General features: G+C 70.1%; 7 protein-coding genes (1 of these 7 only partly in view). 6 read left to right on the forward strand and 1 reads right to left on the reverse strand.

The genetic code is table 11. The annotated features are described in order from the left end of the window. The 6 genes in view from LTT66_RS33250 to LTT66_RS33275 are tightly spaced (at most 16 nt apart) and all read left to right on the forward strand, a layout consistent with a single transcriptional unit that may run on beyond the window. Nucleotides 1-176 carry the 3' end of a type I polyketide synthase gene (locus tag LTT66_RS33250; protein ID WP_233062462.1) on the forward strand. Its footprint begins 21,649 nt before the window's first position, so the window shows 176 of its 21,825 coding nt (coding positions 21,650-21,825); the start codon falls outside the window, past its left edge; its stop codon occupies nt 174-176. Continuing rightward, entirely contained in the window at nt 173-12,802 is a 12,630-nt protein-coding gene (locus LTT66_RS33255; RefSeq protein WP_233062463.1) for a thioester reductase domain-containing protein, read from the forward strand. The genes LTT66_RS33250 and LTT66_RS33255 overlap by 4 nt, the downstream gene beginning before the upstream one ends. Beyond that, nucleotides 12,799-14,601 carry a thioesterase domain-containing protein gene (locus tag LTT66_RS33260; RefSeq protein ID WP_233062464.1) on the forward strand — a complete coding sequence of 601 codons (1,803 nt, stop codon included), beginning with the start codon at nt 12,799-12,801 and terminating at the stop codon, nt 14,599-14,601. The genes LTT66_RS33255 and LTT66_RS33260 overlap by 4 nt, the downstream gene beginning before the upstream one ends. A gap of 16 nt (nt 14,602-14,617) precedes the next feature. Continuing rightward, a complete protein-coding gene (locus tag LTT66_RS33265) occupies nt 14,618-15,034 on the forward strand; it encodes a cupin domain-containing protein (RefSeq protein WP_043692050.1) in 417 nt (138 codons plus the stop codon). After that, entirely contained in the window at nt 15,031-15,168 is a 138-nt protein-coding gene (locus LTT66_RS33270; RefSeq protein WP_233062465.1) for a hypothetical protein, read from the forward strand. Before LTT66_RS33265 ends, LTT66_RS33270 begins: the two co-directional genes overlap by 4 nt. After that, nucleotides 15,165-15,890 (forward strand): NAD-dependent epimerase/dehydratase family protein, encoded by a 726-nt coding sequence (locus LTT66_RS33275; protein WP_233062466.1) that lies wholly within the window; start codon nt 15,165-15,167, stop codon nt 15,888-15,890. The genes LTT66_RS33270 and LTT66_RS33275 overlap by 4 nt, the downstream gene beginning before the upstream one ends. Here LTT66_RS33275 and LTT66_RS33280 read toward each other — a convergent pair. Next, nucleotides 15,868-16,596, reverse strand: a complete 729-nt coding sequence (locus LTT66_RS33280) for a polyprenol monophosphomannose synthase (protein ID WP_233062467.1) — start codon at nt 16,594-16,596, stop codon at nt 15,868-15,870. The two genes, LTT66_RS33275 and LTT66_RS33280, sit on opposite strands and share 23 nt — an antisense overlap. Nucleotides 16,597-16,644 lie beyond the last annotated feature (48 nt).

The raw sequence follows: 16,644 nt of genomic DNA on the forward strand, positions 1-16,644 counted from the left end.
CCGACGGGCACCGGCCGACTCGCCGACCCCTTGATCCACCCGTCTTCCGCAAGAGGAGCTTCATGCTGCCGAAAACGGTTCCCAGCACATCGACGGAGCCCGCGCCGCGAATCGTGGTCCCGATGCCGCAGAACGCGCCCGCGCCGTCGTTCCTCCGCGTGGAGCCGCTGCGATGAGCGGGATCGAACTGGACAGCTTCGCCACCACCGTGCGGGCCGAGGATCCGGTGGTGCGTGACCATCGGGTGCACGGCGTCCGGATCCTGCCCGGCGTGGTGTATCTCGACATGATCCTGCGTGCGGCGATGGCGGCCGGTTACCGGCCCGGCGACCTGACGATCCGGGAGGCGCTGTTCCAGCGTCCGGTCGCCCTCGGTGACGACGGCGCGGTGCGCATCGCGTTCCGGGTCGATCGAGCGACGGGACGAGTCGCCATCGACGTCCAGCGCTTGGACGCCACGGGCGCACCGGACGGACCGGTCGAGCCGGTCGCGGAATGTGTTGTGGTACAGACTGATTCGTCTGGCGAGACACCGAGGATCGATGTGGATTCGTTCCCGGTGGCGTCGCGGGCGCGCGGGCTGGCCGAGATGTACGCCCAGAGCGGTGGCCGCGGCATCGAGCACCGCGACTTCATGCGCGCCACCGGCCATTTCTCCCGCCGCGACGACGTGGTCACCGCGACGATGGGGCTGGGCTCCGAAGCGGCCGCGCATCTGCCCGGATTCCTGCTGCATCCCACGTTCCTGGACGCCTCGACCATCGTGCCGTTCGTCGACCCGCACCGGCTCGGCGTGGACGACGACAGCGCGTTCATCCCGATCTACTTCGGTGACGTGCGCGCCTGGCGAGCCACCCCCGAGCAGGTGTACGTACGAGCCACGGTGCACGGCGGTCACGGCGCGGACCTGCTCGAAGCCGACGTGGCGCTCTACGACCGCGACGGATCGCCGGTGGTGCGGTACCGGCTGACGTCCAAGCGGGTGCGTGGCAGCGCGGACATTCGACGGTTGCTGGCCCAGTCCGGCTCGGATGCCTCCGCGCGGCCTGAGCCGCGGCGTCCCGCGGACCCCGGCTCGGCTCCGGACCTCCCGTCGAACGATCCGCGTGCGATGATCACCGCCGACCTGGCGGCCCTCGTCGCCACCGAGCTCGGCGCCGATCCCGCCGGTATCGCGACCGACGTGGGGTTCTACGAGCTCGGCTTGGATTCCGGTCGCCTGCTGCGGCTGACCGCCGAACTGGAGGCGCGGGTAGGCGAACCGCTCTACCCGACACTGTTGTTCGAGTACCAGACCATCGAAGCGCTCGCCGGACACCTCGCCGACACCGCGGGCGCGAACTACCGTCCCGCAGCCACTGCGCCGCGGACCCACCCGGATTTCGATTCCACCGCGGAGCCGACCGTGCTCGACGCGGGCGAGCAACCGGCCGTGTCGACCGCGGAGGCAGGCACAGACCGGAGATCATCCGACCTGATCGCGGCGCCCGAACCTGTCGTCACTACCGAAGACGACCTGGTTACCTTCGGATTCGATTGGGAAACCGACACCACCGCGCACCCTCGTCGCGAACCGACCGGGCTGCTCGTCTTCGACACCGCCGACCACCCCTACCCGCCCAGCCCCGCCACCACGGTCATCCGCGTGCGGCCCGGTAGTGAATTCGTCTCCAGCGCGGACACTTTCGTCATCGACCCGGCGGACGCACAGCATATGGGCCTGCTGGTCGCCCAGCTGACGGCCCGGCGGCTGCGCTTCGACGCGGCGTTGTATCTGTGGCCGGAAGCCGTGCCGGAGGACGACCCGCAGGCGCTGATCGAGCGGATGTACCTGCCACTGCGCGATCTGGTGCGTGCGACCGCCGAGGCGTCCGAGCCGCCGGTGCGCCGCGTAATCGCTCTCACACCCGCGACCCCCGCAGGGGAATCGAGTTGCGCTCTACTGGGCGGCTTCGCGCGCACGCTGCGGCTCGAGCAGCCGCTACCACTGCTGAAGGCCGTACAGCGCGACCCAGCCACGACGGTCGGCGACATCGTGGCCACCGAACTGGGCATCGACGAACGCGATCCCGACACCGAGATCCGCTACCGCGACGGACGACGCGAGGTCCGCAGGCCACGTGTGCTCACCGGCTCCGTGACGGGTTCCGGCGACCCGGTGCTGCGCCGGGGATCGGTGGTCGTCGTCACCGGCGGATTCGGCGGTATCGCCCGGCATCTGGCGCGCCGCCTCGCCACCGAGTACGGCGCCCGGCTGGTCCTGGTGTCGCGGCGCCCGCTCGACGCGGCGGCCGCCGGTCTGCTCGCCGAGCTCAACGACCTCGGCGCGGAAGCAGTGCACGTGCGCGCCGACGTGTCGGTCGCCGCGGACGCCGAACGCGTCGCCGCGATCGTCCACGCCACTTTCGGGCCGGTCGACGTGCTCTACCACGGTGCGGGACAGTTGCGCGACGGACTGCTGTCGGGCTCGGGCCGCGACGACGCGAGATCCGTTCTGGCACCGAAGGTCTACGGTGTCGGACACTTGATCCGCGTGTTGCCGGAGGCTCGCCTGACCGTGTTGTTCTCGTCGGTTTCCGCGGTGCTCGGCAACCCTGGGCAAGCGGATTACGCGGCGGCCAACCGCTATCTGGACGCCTTCGCCGAACACCGCGACCGCGCCGGACACCGGACGATCAGCGTCAACTGGCCGCTGTGGGCCGAGGGTGGGATGCGTCCTCCCGCCGAGCAGATCGCCGCGCTGCGGCGGGTCGGCGCCGGACTGCTGCCCACCGCGAACGGACTCGATCTGCTGTTGTCCTGCGCGACGCTGAGTCGTGCCCAACTCGCCACGGTCTGGGGCGAGCCCGAAACTCTGCGGGCACGACTGCAACCGGCGGCCCCACCGGTGAGCGCGCAGGCAGCTGACCCCGGGACAGTGCACGAGCACCATGCGGCCGTCGGCGGCGAGGAGCCGATCGCGATCGTCGGAATCAGCGGCCGCTACCCGGACGCGGAGGACATCGAGGAGTTCTGGCGTAACCTGCGGGACGGACACGACGCCGTCGGCCCGGTTCCCGCCGAACGCTGGTGGCTGACCGCCGCCCAGGGCGGCCCCGGCGCGCCCCCGATGGTCGGCGGATTCCTGCGCGACGTGGACGGTTTCGACCCGCAGTTCTTCCGCATTCCGCCAGTCCAGGCGCCGTTGCTGGACCCGCAGGAGCGTCTGTTCCTGCAGCAGGCGTACGCGGCGCTGGAACACGCCGGCTACCACCACAGCGACCCGGCCGTGCGGGATCGCCGCGTCGGCGTGTTCGTCGGCGCGACCTGGAGCGACTACCGCCTGCTCGGCGTCGCGGCCACCCGCGACGGCGATCCGGTCGCGGTGGCCTCGATTCCGTCGTCCATCGCCAACCGCACCTCCTACACCCTCGGTCTGCGCGGGCCGAGCCTCACCGTGGACACCGCGTGCTCGGCGTCGCTGACCGCGCTGCATCTGGCGCGGCGCAGCCTGCTCGACGGCGAATGCGACGCGGCGATCGTGGGCGGGGTGAACCTGCTGCTGCACGAGGACAAATTCCTGCTGTTGCACAGCCTGGGCATGATGTCCGACAGCGGCCGGTGCCGGCCGTTCGCCGCCGCCGCCGACGGCTACGTTCCCGGCGAAGGCGTCGGCGCGCTGTACCTGAAGCCGCTGTCGGCCGCCCGCGCCGACGGCGACGCCATCCACGGCTTGATCCTGGGCAGCGCGGTCAACCACGGCGGGCAGACCTCCGGCTACAGCGTGCCCCATCCCGGCGCGCAAGCCGAGGTGATCAGCGCGGCCCTGCGCGCGGCGGGCGTCGATCCCGGCACGATCGACTACCTCGAGGCGCACGGCACCGGCACCCCGCTCGGTGATCCGATCGAAATCGCCGGTCTGGCCGCGGCCTTCGGCCGGTCCACCGGAACGGGCCGCTCCCGCGCACTCGGGTCGACGAAGTCGAACATCGGTCACCTGGAGGCGGCAGCAGGCGTCGCGGGCCTGACCCGGGTGCTGCTGCAGATGCGGCACGGCCGGATCGCGCCGACGTTGCACGCGGCACAGGCCAATCCGGCCATCGCGTTCAACTCGGTACCGTTCCGCCTGCCGCGGGAACTGGAGGATTGGCCGCGCCGCACCGTCGACGGCGTCGCGGTGGCGCGGCACGCGGGCATCAGCGCGTTCGGCGCGGGTGGCGCCAACGCCCATGTCGTGCTCGCCGAATTCCTCGACGACCGCGCCCGCCCGGCCGCGACGGGTGGGCCGGAGATCTTCGTGCTGTCGGCTCGCACACCGCAGCGGCTGCACCGCTACGCCGAAATCATGGCGCGGCACTTCCGCGCGCTCGATCCCGCGGATTTCACCGACGCGGTGCGCACCTTGCAGGTGGGCAGGCCCGCGCTGGCACACCGGCTGGCGGTGGTCGCGTCCGCGCCGGTCGAGGTGGCCGAGGCGCTCGACCAATTCCGCACCGACCAGCTCGGCCCCGTGGTCACCGGCACCGTCGACGCGCAGGCTCGGCCACCGCTGTTCGCTGCGGCGCACAGCGAGCAGGACCTCGCCCGCCAGTGGGTCGCGGGCGCCGAAGTCGATTGGCGCGCACGCGGCGGTCCGCGGCGTCGCATCCCGTTGCCCGGGTATCCCTTCGAGCGCACCGGCTACTGGATCATCGCACCGCCGCGCTCGGGCTTCGACGCCGCGGCGGAGCGTTTCGAGGCGTCCGTCCAGCCCACGGGCATCGTGGAGCCCGGTAAGGCCGAACTCGGCCGCTACGCGGCGATGGTGCTGTTCGCCACCCTCGCCGGAATGGGACTCACCGCGGGGGAGTGGACCACGGAGTCGCTGGACGCGCGCCTGGGTGTGCGACCGGAATTCGACCGGCTGCGCACCAGCTGTCTGGACATCCTGCGGCGCCACGAGCTGATGCGGTGGCAGGACGAGCGGATCGTGGTCCCCGGCCCGCCTCCCGGCACGAGCGGGATGCGCGCCGACCTGCTCGCCCGTTTCCCGGAGACCGCGCCCTACGTGGCGTTGCTGGACACCTGCCTGGCCGCGTATCCGCGTGTACTGCGGGGGGAGCTGTCCGCGACGGAGGTGCTGTTCCCCGGTGGCGACCTCGGATTGGTGGGCTCGATCTATCGCGGCAACGCCGCCTACGACTTCACCAACGGGTTGCTCGCCGCCCTGGTGTCGGCGCTCGCCCAGCGGCACAGCGACACGCGGCCGCTGCGGATCGTCGAAGTCGGCGCGGGAACCGGCGGTTTCACGCACGCCGTGCTCGAGGCACTCGCCGCGAGCGGGATCGCGTTCGACTATCACTACACCGACGTCTCGCCCAGTTTCCTCGCGCACGGACGACGCACCTTCGGCACGCGCGAGAACCTGCGTTTCGCGGTGCTGGACATCGAGACCGACCCGGTCGCACAGGGATTCCCCGCGAACGAGGCCGACCTGGTGCTCTGCGCCAACGTTCTGCACGCGACGCGCTCGATCGACGCGACTCTGCGCAACGTCCGGCGGCTACTGGCGCCCGGCGGTGCGCTCGCGTTCACCGAGGCGACCGCCGACCTCGAGGTGCTCGCGCTGACCTTCGGACTGCTGGACGGTTGGCACGCCTACCGCGATCCCGAGGCGCGTATCCCGCACTCCCCGTTGCTGTCCGAGCCACAATGGCAGGCCGCGATGACCGCGGCGGGATTCACCGGAGTCCGTTCGTGGGGTCCCGGTCTGTCCGCGGACGCGGAGCCGAGTTTCCGGCTGCTGGCCGCGGTCAGCGCCACCGCGCAGCTCCCGCTTACCGGGGCCGCGGAGCCGCCCGCCGATCCCCAGCCCACGGTGGCCGCCGAGCCAGCCGCCACAGCGCAACTCCACCCTGCGGTGGCTACCGAGCCAGCCGCCGATACACAGCTCCACCCTGCGGTGGCTGTCGAACCAGCTGCCGGTGCACAGGCCGGACCCGCAGACGCCGCGGAACGCCTCGCCGCAGTGAGCGCACCACCGCGGCCCGGCAGTGTCCTGGCACTGGAGTCCGAACTCGTCGCCATCGTCGCCGACGGACTCGGCGTGGCGCGCAGCGAGGTGCGCGCGGAATTGCCGCTGTCGGAGTACGGGGTCGATTCCATTCTCGCGGTGAAGATCATCGACCGGGTCAACGCTCGCTACGGCTTGGCGCTGCGCCCCACGGTGGTGTTCGACCATTCGTCGGTGCGGCTGCTCAGCGCCCACATGGCCGAGAAAGGCGCCACGGCGACGAGCGCGTCGTCGGCACGAGTGCCCACTCGAACATCCCCCATCACGGGCGCATCGACGCCCGGCACCCGAACCGTCGCGGCGCAGGCCGCGCGGCCCAGCGAGAGGCCAGCATCAGTGGACGTCGCCATCATCGGCATGTCCGGGCAATTCCCGGGCGCGGCGAACCTCGAGCAGTTCTGGGGCAATCTCGCCGCCGGGCGCGACACCGTGACCGAGGTACCCGCGTCACGCTGGCCGATCGCCGACCACTTCCGGCCGGGAGCGGCGACACCGGGCAAGACCTACTCCAAGTGGGGCGGATTCCTCGACGGCGTAGCGGAGTTCGATCCGGCGTTCTTCGACATGGTGCCCGCCGAAGCCGACTACATGGACCCGCAGCAGAGGTTGTTCCTCGAACACAGCTGGCTCGCACTCGAAGACGCCGCCATCGACCCGAAGTCACTGCGGCGCAGCCGATGCGGCGTGTTCGCCGGGTCACCGGGGTCGGACTACGCCAACCTCCTGCGCAGTCGCGGAACGGCCGGCTCCCATCACATGTTCACCGGCAACAGCCCGGCCATCTTGCCCGCCCGGGTGGCCTATCACCTGGATCTCACCGGTCCGTGCCTCGGTCTGGACACCGCCTGCTCCTCGGCGCTGGTCGCGCTGCACCAAGCCTGCCGCAGCCTCGCCTCGGGCGAGTCGGAACTCGCGCTGGCGGGCGGGGTGGCGGTGTTCGTGACGCCCGAGTACCACCTGCTCGCCTCCTCGATGGGCATGCTGTCGCCGCGGGGCCGGTGCGCGAGCTTCGCCGACGACGCCGACGGCTTCGTGATCGCCGAGGGCGTCGGCGTGGTGGTGCTCAAACCGCTGGCCGCCGCGCACCGCGACGGCGACCCCATCCACGGTGTGATCCGCGGGATCGGGATCAACCACGACGGCCGCACCAACGGCATCACCGCGCCGAGCGTCCGGGCGCAGACCGAACTGGAACTGGCGGTGTATCGCGACGGCGGGATCGATCCGTCCACCATCGGATACGTCGAAACGCACGGCACCGGAACACGTTTGGGCGATCCGATCGAGATCGAGGCGCTCACCGCCGCCTTCCGCCGCTACACCGGCGCGGTCGGCGCCGTCCCGGTGGGGTCGGTGAAATCGAACATCGGGCACGCCTCACATGCCGCGGGCATGGCGAGCCTGTTCAAGGTGCTGCTGGCCATGCGCGCCGGACAGCTGCCGCCCTCGCTACACGTGGCAGCGGTGAACCCGCTGCTCGGGTTGGACGAGTCGCCGTTCTTCGTCAACACCGAACTGCGCCCGTGGACCGGTACCCCGCACCGGGCCGCGATCAGCTCCTTCGGCTTCAGCGGCACCAACGCGCACCTCGTGGTCGACGGCGCACCTGAGCCGGGTACGGCCCGGCGCGAGGTACCGGGCGGCCCGCAGCTGATCGTGCTCTCCGCCCGCAGCGCCACGAGCCTGACGCAGATGGCCCGGTCGCTGCGCAGACATCTGACCGCGCATCCCGAACTGGTGCCCGCGGACATCGCGCGCACGCTGGCGTTCGGGCGCGGCGGATTCGAACATCGGCTCGCCGTGGTCGGAGATTCAGTGGACGCGATCGCGGCGCGGCTGGCCGCTTTCGTGGAAGGCGATCGTCCGCCAGGTGTCTTCACCGGAACGATCGACACCGCCACCACGGACCGGGCCGGAGCCATCGCGCTGGACGACCCGGTTGTGGCGGCACAGCAGTGGGCCGAGGGTGGGCAGGTCGAATACGCGGGCTGGAGCGACCCGGCCGCGCGCCGTATTCATCTGCCCGGCTACGAGTTCGACCGTGAAAGGTGCTGGGCACCGGACACGAGTGATGCGCCTTCGTCCACGCACGCAGTTGACGCCGCGCGCTTGCCCTCTCAGCGCTTCCCCGACCCACGGGGCGTCGCCGAACCTCAGGGATCTGCCGAACTTCGGGGAGCCGCCGAACCGCAACGAGCCGCCGGACCGCAGACAGTCACTGAGCCGCAGGGAGTCCCCGCGGCGCAGCGCGCTCTGGCGCCATCGACCGGCGCGGTATCGCAAGCGCCGCTTACGGCTGACTCCGTCAACGTCGCCGCACCTGTCGCGCCTGGACTGGGGTCGCTCGATGGCTCCGCGGCACCACGAGGGACTGACGAAGGCTCGGTAGTACCCGCAGCCCGGACGGCGGCTGCGCCTCAGGAAGACACCAGGGTCCGCAACGCTGCCGCCCCCGACGCTCGCGCGCTCGTCACGCCTGAAGCCGAGCCCACGTTGCCGGGCTCCGCACCGTTGCGGCAGGCCGCCGAGACCTACCTGAAAGGTCTGCTCGCCGAGTACTGCCGACTCGACCCGCAACGGATCCGCACCCGCATCCCGCTGCAGGACTATGGCATCGACTCGGTGCTGATCAGCAAAATGAACGACCGGCTGGAAACCGATTTCGGTCCGCTCCCGAGCACGCTGTTCTTCGAGTACCAGACCGTCCGCGACATCGCGGGCTACCTCGCCGACGAGCACGCGCCGCGCTTGACCGTGCTCACCGCCGACGCGACCTCCGCGGCACCATCGCCAGGCAACGCCGCCGCCGCGACCAACGAGGCACTGCGGCCCAGCAACGCCGCCGACGCAACGCTCGCCGCGATCGCACCCGGCGATACCGCCGCCGACACGACGCCCGCGGCCACGTCGGCCGGCAACGCCGACGACGCGACCGGCCACCCCTCCGGGGCGGCGCACACGGTCGCCCTCGATGACACCGGGCGCGAGTCCGTCCCCGGCGACGCGGACGATTCCGACGACATCGCCGTCATCGGCATGGCGGGCAAGTTCCCGATGGCGGGAGATGTCGAGGAATTCTGGGCCAACCTGGTCGCGGGCCGCGACTGCATCGTGGAGGTCCCGCCACAACGCTGGGATCACCGCGAGTACCTGTCCGAGGACCCCGACGAACCGGGCACCACCTACGCGCGCTGGGGTGGGTTCCTCGACGACGTGGACAAATTCGACGCCCGCTTCTTCGGCATCACCCCCAAGGACGCCGAGGAGATGGACCCGCAGCAACGACTGTTCCTGGAAACATCGTGGGCGGCACTGGAAGACGCGGGCTACTCGCCGGACCGGGTGCGCCGCAGCGCCGCGGCGCGCGGCCTGCCCGATGCCGGAGTGTTCGCCGGGGTGGGTTATGCCGAGTACCAGGCGTTCGTCGGCGTGCCGATCTCCGGATATTTCGCGGTGGCGAACAGGGTCTCGTACCACTTCGGCTTCAACGGACCGAGTCTCGCGGTGGACACCGCGTGCTCGGCGTCGCTGACCGCGCTGCATCTGGCCTGTGAGAGCCTGCGCCGCGGCGAGTCGGCCTATGCGCTGGCCGGCGGGGTGAACGTGTCGATCCACCCGGGCAAGTACCTGCTGCTCGGTTACGGCCGCTGGGCCTCCACCGACGGCCGCTGCCGGTCTTTCGGCGCGGGCGGCGACGGCTACGTGCCGGGGGAGGGGGTGGTGACCCTCGTGCTCAAACCACTGCGGCATGCGCGCGCCGATGGTGACCGCGTTTACGGCGTGATCCGGGGCAGCACGATCAACCACGGCGGGCGCACCAACGGGTTCACCGTCCCCAACCCGGTCGCCCAGACCGACCTGATCGGCCGAGCGCTGACCACGGCCCGCGTGGACGCGGGTGACATCGGCTACGTGGAAGCCCACGGCACCGGCACCGCGCTGGGCGATCCCATCGAGATCGCGGCGCTGACCAAGGCCTACCGCCGTTCGACGTCCGAGCGCGGCTACTGCGGCATCGGCTCGGCGAAATCCAGTGTGGGGCATCTGGAAGCGGCCGCGGGCGCCGCGGGGGTGGTGAAGGCGCTGTTGCAACTGCGCCACGACACCATCGCGCCGAACTTGCATGGCGATCCGCCGAATCCGGGCATCGATTTCGCGGCGTCACCGTTCCGCGTCATCGACCGACCCACGGCCTGGCCGCGACCCGACGACGGCAAGCCCCGTATTACCGCCGTCAGCTCGTTCGGTGCGGGCGGCTCGAACGCCCACGTGATCCTCACCGACGCCGAGCCCACCGTGCCCACCGCCGAAGACGGGCAGCCGCGAATCGTGGTGCTGTCGGCGCGCGATGGCGACCGGCTCGCGGAACTGGCCGCTCGCACAGCGGACCGGCTGCGCGAACACCCGTTGCCGCTGCCCGATGTGGCGTGGACGCTGGCCGTCGGGCGGAGCGCGTTCGCACATCGCCTCGCGGTGGTGGCCACCTCTACGGCCGAACTCGTGGAATTGCTCGACAGCGCCGCCGATCCGAGTGTCCCGGCACCGGCCGAAGGGCTGCTGGTCTTCCGTGGCGTGGCCCGCACCCACCGCGAACTCGACGAACTGCCCGGCGAGTCGGACGCCGACCGCGCCGAAGTGCGTGGGCTGCTGCGCTCGGGCAATCTGCCACGGGTCGCCGAGTTGTGGGCCGGCGGATGGACCGTGGACTGGGAACAGGGGTACGAGCAGCCGTTCGGCCGGACCGTGAGCCTGCCCGGCTACCCGTTCGCGCGGCGCAGGTACTGGATCGTTCCCGAGGACTACCGCAAACGCAGTCACCCGGCGACCCAGGTGGTCGCGAAAACAGTGGTCGCGCAGGAAAACGAGCGATCCCGGGCAGAGCAGCGCAACGGCCGTTCCACGAATGGCACCGCGCGCCGAACCGAACCGGCGTCGACCGAACCGATCGGGTCGCCCACCGACCTGCCCGCTCCGACCGGCGTCGCTGAACCGGTCACCGCCGACCCAACCGGCGTCGCCGAACCGGTCACCACCGACCTGGCCGACGCCGCCGAACCAGTCACCAACACCCCTATCGGTGGAACCGAATCAGTCACCACCACGCCGCCCGGTGGAACCGAACGAGTCACCACCACCCCGCCCGGCGGAACCGAATCAGTCACCATCGACCCGACCGTCGCCGAAGCGGTCACCGACCCGACCAGTAGCACTGAACCGGTCACCACAACCGCGACCGGCGACGAATTCGACAGCGCCCTGTGCAATCGGCTCGCCGAGCACATCCGCGACATCTTCGCGGATCTGACCAAGTCCGACCCGGCCGATCTCGATCTCGACGCGGATTTCACCGACTTCGGGTTCGACTCGGTGGCCACCGTCCGGATGCTCAACCGGCTGATGAAGCACTACGACGTCAAGATCCCGGCGGAGTCGACCGAGCTGTATCCCACCATCGCGTCGCTGTCGCACTACCTGGTGGCCGACGGCATCATCGCCGGGACGACGCGGGACGACGCCCCGCGCGCCACCGCGGTGGACCCGGCCGCGACAGTCCAGCAGGACATCCCGCTGGTGCGCATGGGCGCCCCGATCCCGGTGCGATCGGTCTTCATCACGGGCGTGACCGGCGTGCTGGGCGGCAAGCTGCTGCACGATCTGCTCACGCGCTCCGACGTGCGAGTGACCTGCCTGGTGCGCGGCAAGACCGTGGCCGCGGCCGAGCGCCGGGTCAAGCACTTCCTGAGCACCTACGATCCGGACGGATCGCTCGACCAGGTGTTCGCCGATCGCGTGACCACGGTGCTCGGCGACGTCGCCGAGGAACGGCTCGGCCTGGACGAGGCGACCTGGCGGCGGATCGCCGACGAGGTGGACCTGACCATCCATGCCGCGGGCCGCACCACCTTGGTGACCTTCTACGACGCGCTGGCCCCGATCAACGTCGAAGGCACCCGCCGTGCGGTGGAGTTCGCGCTGCGCTCACGCGGCAAGTACCTGGTGTACGTGTCGAGTTTCAGCGCCCTGGGTGACCGGCTGAACTTCAACAACCCGCCGTTCACCGAGCGCGACCTCGAACTGGGCCAGGGGTACGATCATCTGCCCTACCAGCAGACGAAGTACGAGTCCGAGAAGCTGATCCGCGCGGCGAGCGAGCGCGGACTGCTCTGGGACATCGTGCGCCCCGGCAATATCATGGGCGACAGCCGCACCGGCCGGTACCCGTTCTCCGAGGTCAGCGTCAAAGGCGCGTACTACGACATCCTCAAGACGATGATCGAGACCGGCGAGACGATGCTGACGCCGGTGCACTGGGACATCACCCCGGTCGACTACGTCAGCGCCGCGATCACCCACATCGCGCTGCACCGCGCGACTTACCGGGAGACCTACCACCTCACCAACCCCGACATCCGGCGTTATTACGACGTAGTCCGGTATGTCCAGCGCGCCGGGTACCAGGTGGATCTGGTGCCGCTGGAGGAATTCCACCGCAAGGCCACCGACCGGCAGATCCACCGGCTGGGCACCGACGAGGTCTACGACAGCCAGACCCTGGAGATGTTCAAGTACGGCATCGAACTGTTCGGCACCATCCACTACGAGGAGAGCTCCTACGCCGACTGTGCCTACACCCGGCGGGTGCTGGGCGCGGCGGGCATCGACTGCCCGCCCACCGAGGACCTGGTGCGGGTGTATCTGGCGCACTGTGCCGAAGTGGGCTACATCCCCGCGCCGCGCGCGGCCGAGTCGACCGCGGAGGCGCTGCGATGAGCGGCGAGTGCACGATCGTCTTCCCCGGGCAGGGCGCCCAGCGCACCGGTATGGGTGCGGACTTCTGCGCCGAGTTCCCCCTCGCCCGAGACACTTTCGCCGAAGCGAGCGACGCGGTGGGCGAGGATCTGCTGCGGATCTGCGCCGAGCGGGATCCGCGGCTGCATCGCACGGAGTACACCCAGCCTTGCGTGCTTACCATGGAGATCGCCGCCTACCGGGTGCTGTCGGCCGAATTCGGTGTGCGGCCGGTCGCTTTCGGCGGGCACAGCCTCGGCGAGTACGCCGCGCTGGTCGCCGCGGACGTGTTCGACCTCGCCGACGGGGTGCGGCTGGTGCGCACCCGCGGGGCGCTCATGCAGCGCGCCGTGCCGGAGGGTGCGGGGGCGATGGCCGCGCTGATCCTGCCGGACATCGCCGGCTCGGGGGTGAGCGATCTGGTGGCCGAGGCGGGCGCGGAGGTGGCCAACGACAATTCGACCGATCAGCTCGTCATCAGCGGTGGCAGCGACGCGATCGCGGCCGCGCGCGTCATCCTCGCCGAACGCCTGCCGGACCTGCGGTTCGTCCCGCTGCGGGTGAGCGCGCCGTTCCACTCGCGGTGGATGCGCGGCATCGAATCCGAATTCGCCGGACATCTCGCCGAGTGCGCCCCGCGCCTCCGCGCCGAACGTGCGGTCGCGGTGACCTCGAACTACACCGGGGAGTTCCACCGGCCCGAAACCGTCACCGAGCATCTGGTCCGCCAGATCTCGGCTCCGGTGCGCTGGACCGCGAACATGCGCGCGTTGCTGCGCTCGGGCACACCCCGCTACGAGGTCGGCCCGTCGGCGCCGTTGTCGAAGTTCTTCGCGACGCTGGGCGCGCCGGTGACTCGCATCGCGACAGTACGCGATCTCCGTGCGCTACACGATGATGCGAGAGGCATTGCAGCCGAGCCGCTTCCGGTGCCGACCGAGTCCTTCCACAGAACGACGATCACTGCGGCCGACACGATTCCGGCTTCGACGCCACCTCCAGCCGCCCCAGAATCGGTACGACCCACCGATACGGGCGGGCTGACCATCCACCGCAAGACAGCGGGAACGCCGAGTCTGCGGTTGTTCTGCTGGCCGTTCGCCGGTGGCAAAGCCGCTGCATACACCCCGTGGCGGCGCGATCTGCCCGACTGGGTGGAGCTGTGCGTGATCGAACTGCCTGCCCGGCAGCGGCATCTGGCGCAGACACCGATCCGCCGCTTCACCGATCTCCTCGATGCCGCGTTGGCGCGGGTTGTGCCGCTGACCGATCTGCCGTTCGCCTTCTTCGGCCACAGCTTGGGCGCGCTGGCCGCCTACGAGGTAGCGCGCCGCCTGCCCGATTCGATCGTGCCGCGGGCACTGTTCCTCGGCGGCGCGGTGGCCCCGCACCTGCCCAGGCCAGGGCGCTTGTCGGAGCTGTCGGATCACGAGTTCGTCGCCGCGGTGGGCCATTACGGCGGCATCCCGCCGGAGGTGCGCGAGACCCCGGAGGTGATGGCGCTGTTCCTCCCCGCGTTGCGCAGCGACTTCGAGATCTTCGACGACTACCGGTTCACCCCCGCCACCGCCCCGTCGTGCCCGGCCCACCTGTTCGGCGGTCGCGACGACCGCCAGGTGGCGGCCACCCAGTTGGAGGCTTGGCGCGACGTCCTTCCGGGCCTGCGCTCCACCGAGCTGCTGCCCGGCGGTCACTTCTTTCTCGCCGAGCAGCGGGCAGCGCTGCTCGGCTCGCTCGCGGACAAGCTCGCCGCTGTCCGCCCCGACGCGGTATCCGCCTGATGAAGGGATGCAGTAAATGAAGGTCGAAGTCCTCACCCCCTCGTGCAACCTCGACACCGTCCGCGACGGGCGCGGCGGCATTTTCACCTGGGTTCCGCCGGAACCCCTGCTGGAGTTCAACCTGATCTACATGCACCCCGGCAAGGTGCGTGGCCTGCACTACCACCCGCATTTCGTCGAGTACCTGCTGTTCGTCGAGGGCAATGGCGTGCTGGTGACCAAGGACGACCACGAGGACCCGAACTGCCCGGAGGAATTCATCCACGTGGGCAAGGGCATCTGCACGCGCACGCCGATCGGGGTGATGCACACGGTGTACTCGATCACCCCGCTGACGTTCGTCGCCATGCTGACCAAGCCGTGGGACGAGTGCGATCCGCCGATCGTGCAGGTGGCGCCGCTGCCGCACACCTTGGAAGGCAACGGCGCATGAACGCAACAACCCCCAGCGGGGAGGCGTCGACGGCGGCCCGCTCTCGTGCCGAGGTCGACGCGGCGTGGGTGGCCGGGACGCGGCGCAGCCCGGCCGCACGCTGCGACGCGCACACCGGAAAGGACGCCGTGTGAGCCGATTACGGGTGGCAGTGGTCGGCGCCGCGGGATACGTGGGCGCCGCGCTGGTCGAAGCGCTCGGCAGGAGCGGAGGGTGGGAGGTGGTGCCGGTGGTGCGCGCCGACCATGAGCTGCATCGCACCGCAGGTCGCTACGACGTGCTGGTCAATGCCGCCTGCCCGTCGAAACGTTTCTGGGCCGAGCACAATCCCGACGCCGACCGCCAGGAGACGGTGGACAAGACGCGCCTGCTGCGCGAGCGGTGGCGCTGGGACCGGTTCGTGCAGATCAGCAGCATCTCCGCGCGCACCCAACTGGACACCGTCTACGGACGCCACCGCGCGGAAGCCGAGCAATTGTGCTCCGGCGCAGATGATCTCGTCGTCCGCCTCGGCCCGATGTACGGCGGGGACTACCGCAAGGGCGTGCTGGCGGATATGGCCGCCGACCGCCCGGTGTTCGCCAGCGGCTGCTCGCGCCAGAGCTTCGCCCCGGTCGACTGGTGCGCCGACTGGATCGCCGCCCACCTTACGGACACCGGCCTGCGCGAGGTCGGCGCACGCACCACCGTGACGCTGGCCGAGGTGCGGGACGCGGTGGGCTCGCGGTCGGAGTTCGCCAAAGACTATGTGGACGACCAGTTCCCGATCACCGCCACCGGCCCCGACTGGCCGGAGGCGGCGGCGGTGATCGACTGGCTGGCCGGGCGGAGGGTCAGCGATGCGCGGGCGAACTGATGCGGTGCCTGCTGGGGCGCAGGTACTTCTCCGCGCACAGCACCAACAGGAAACGCACGCTGGTCGCCACGTCCCGGGTGCGCATCTTGGAGGCGCCCGCGGTGCGGTTGAGGACGTGGATCGGCACCTGCTCGATCCGGTAACCGTTGGCGGCGAGGATGTACAGACTTTCGAAGAAGAAGGAGTATCCGGTCGAGCGAACACGATCGAAAGCGGACACCGGAACCGTGTCCAGCCGGTAGTATCTGAACGCGCCGGTGGCATCGTAGGGCATTCGCAGCAATGTCACGGTGAGAAAATGCCCGACCCGGGTGAGGACCTTGCGGAAGGGAGTCCAGTCGGCGAGGCTGTCCTCTTTCAGATATCGCGAACCGACCACGATGTCGAAACCGTCCGCCGCCGCGCGCAATGCCGGAAGATACGACGGCGGATGCGCGAAATCGGAATCCATCGTGATGATGTGCCGATATCCCTGCGCGTAGGCCCAGCGGATACCGGCCTGGTGCGCGGAGCCGACGCCTTGGCGACCGGCCCGATGCAGCACGTGGATGCGGGGCGCATGCTGTCGGGCCAGGTCATCGAGTACATCGCCGGTGCCGTCCGGGGAGTTGTCGTCGACGAAGAGGACATCGAAATCGGTGCCCTGTTCCAAGATCTGAGCGAGCAACGGGCCCACGTTGCGACGCTCGTTGTACGTCGGAATCATTACCAGAGTTTTTTCGGAGGCCGCGCTCATGCAATCGAATTCTAATAC

The sequence above is a fragment of the Nocardia gipuzkoensis genome (assembly GCF_021183645.1).
Classification (GTDB): domain Bacteria; phylum Actinomycetota; class Actinomycetes; order Mycobacteriales; family Mycobacteriaceae; genus Nocardia; species Nocardia abscessus.

Excerpts from the sequence above, each read along its gene's own strand:
- LTT66_RS33255 (WP_233062463.1), top strand. The coding sequence starts at position 173 with ATGAGCGGGATCGAACTGGACAGCTTCGCCACCACCGTGCGGGCCGAG.
- LTT66_RS33270 (WP_233062465.1), top strand. The coding sequence starts at position 15,031 with ATGAACGCAACAACCCCCAGCGGGGAGGCGTCGACGGCGGCCCGCTCT.
- LTT66_RS33280 (WP_233062467.1), bottom strand. The coding sequence starts at position 16,596 with ATGATTCCGACGTACAACGAGCGTCGCAACGTGGGCCCGTTGCTCGCT.
- LTT66_RS33260 (WP_233062464.1), top strand. The coding sequence starts at position 12,799 with ATGAGCGGCGAGTGCACGATCGTCTTCCCCGGGCAGGGCGCCCAGCGC.
- LTT66_RS33265 (WP_043692050.1), top strand. The coding sequence starts at position 14,618 with ATGAAGGTCGAAGTCCTCACCCCCTCGTGCAACCTCGACACCGTCCGC.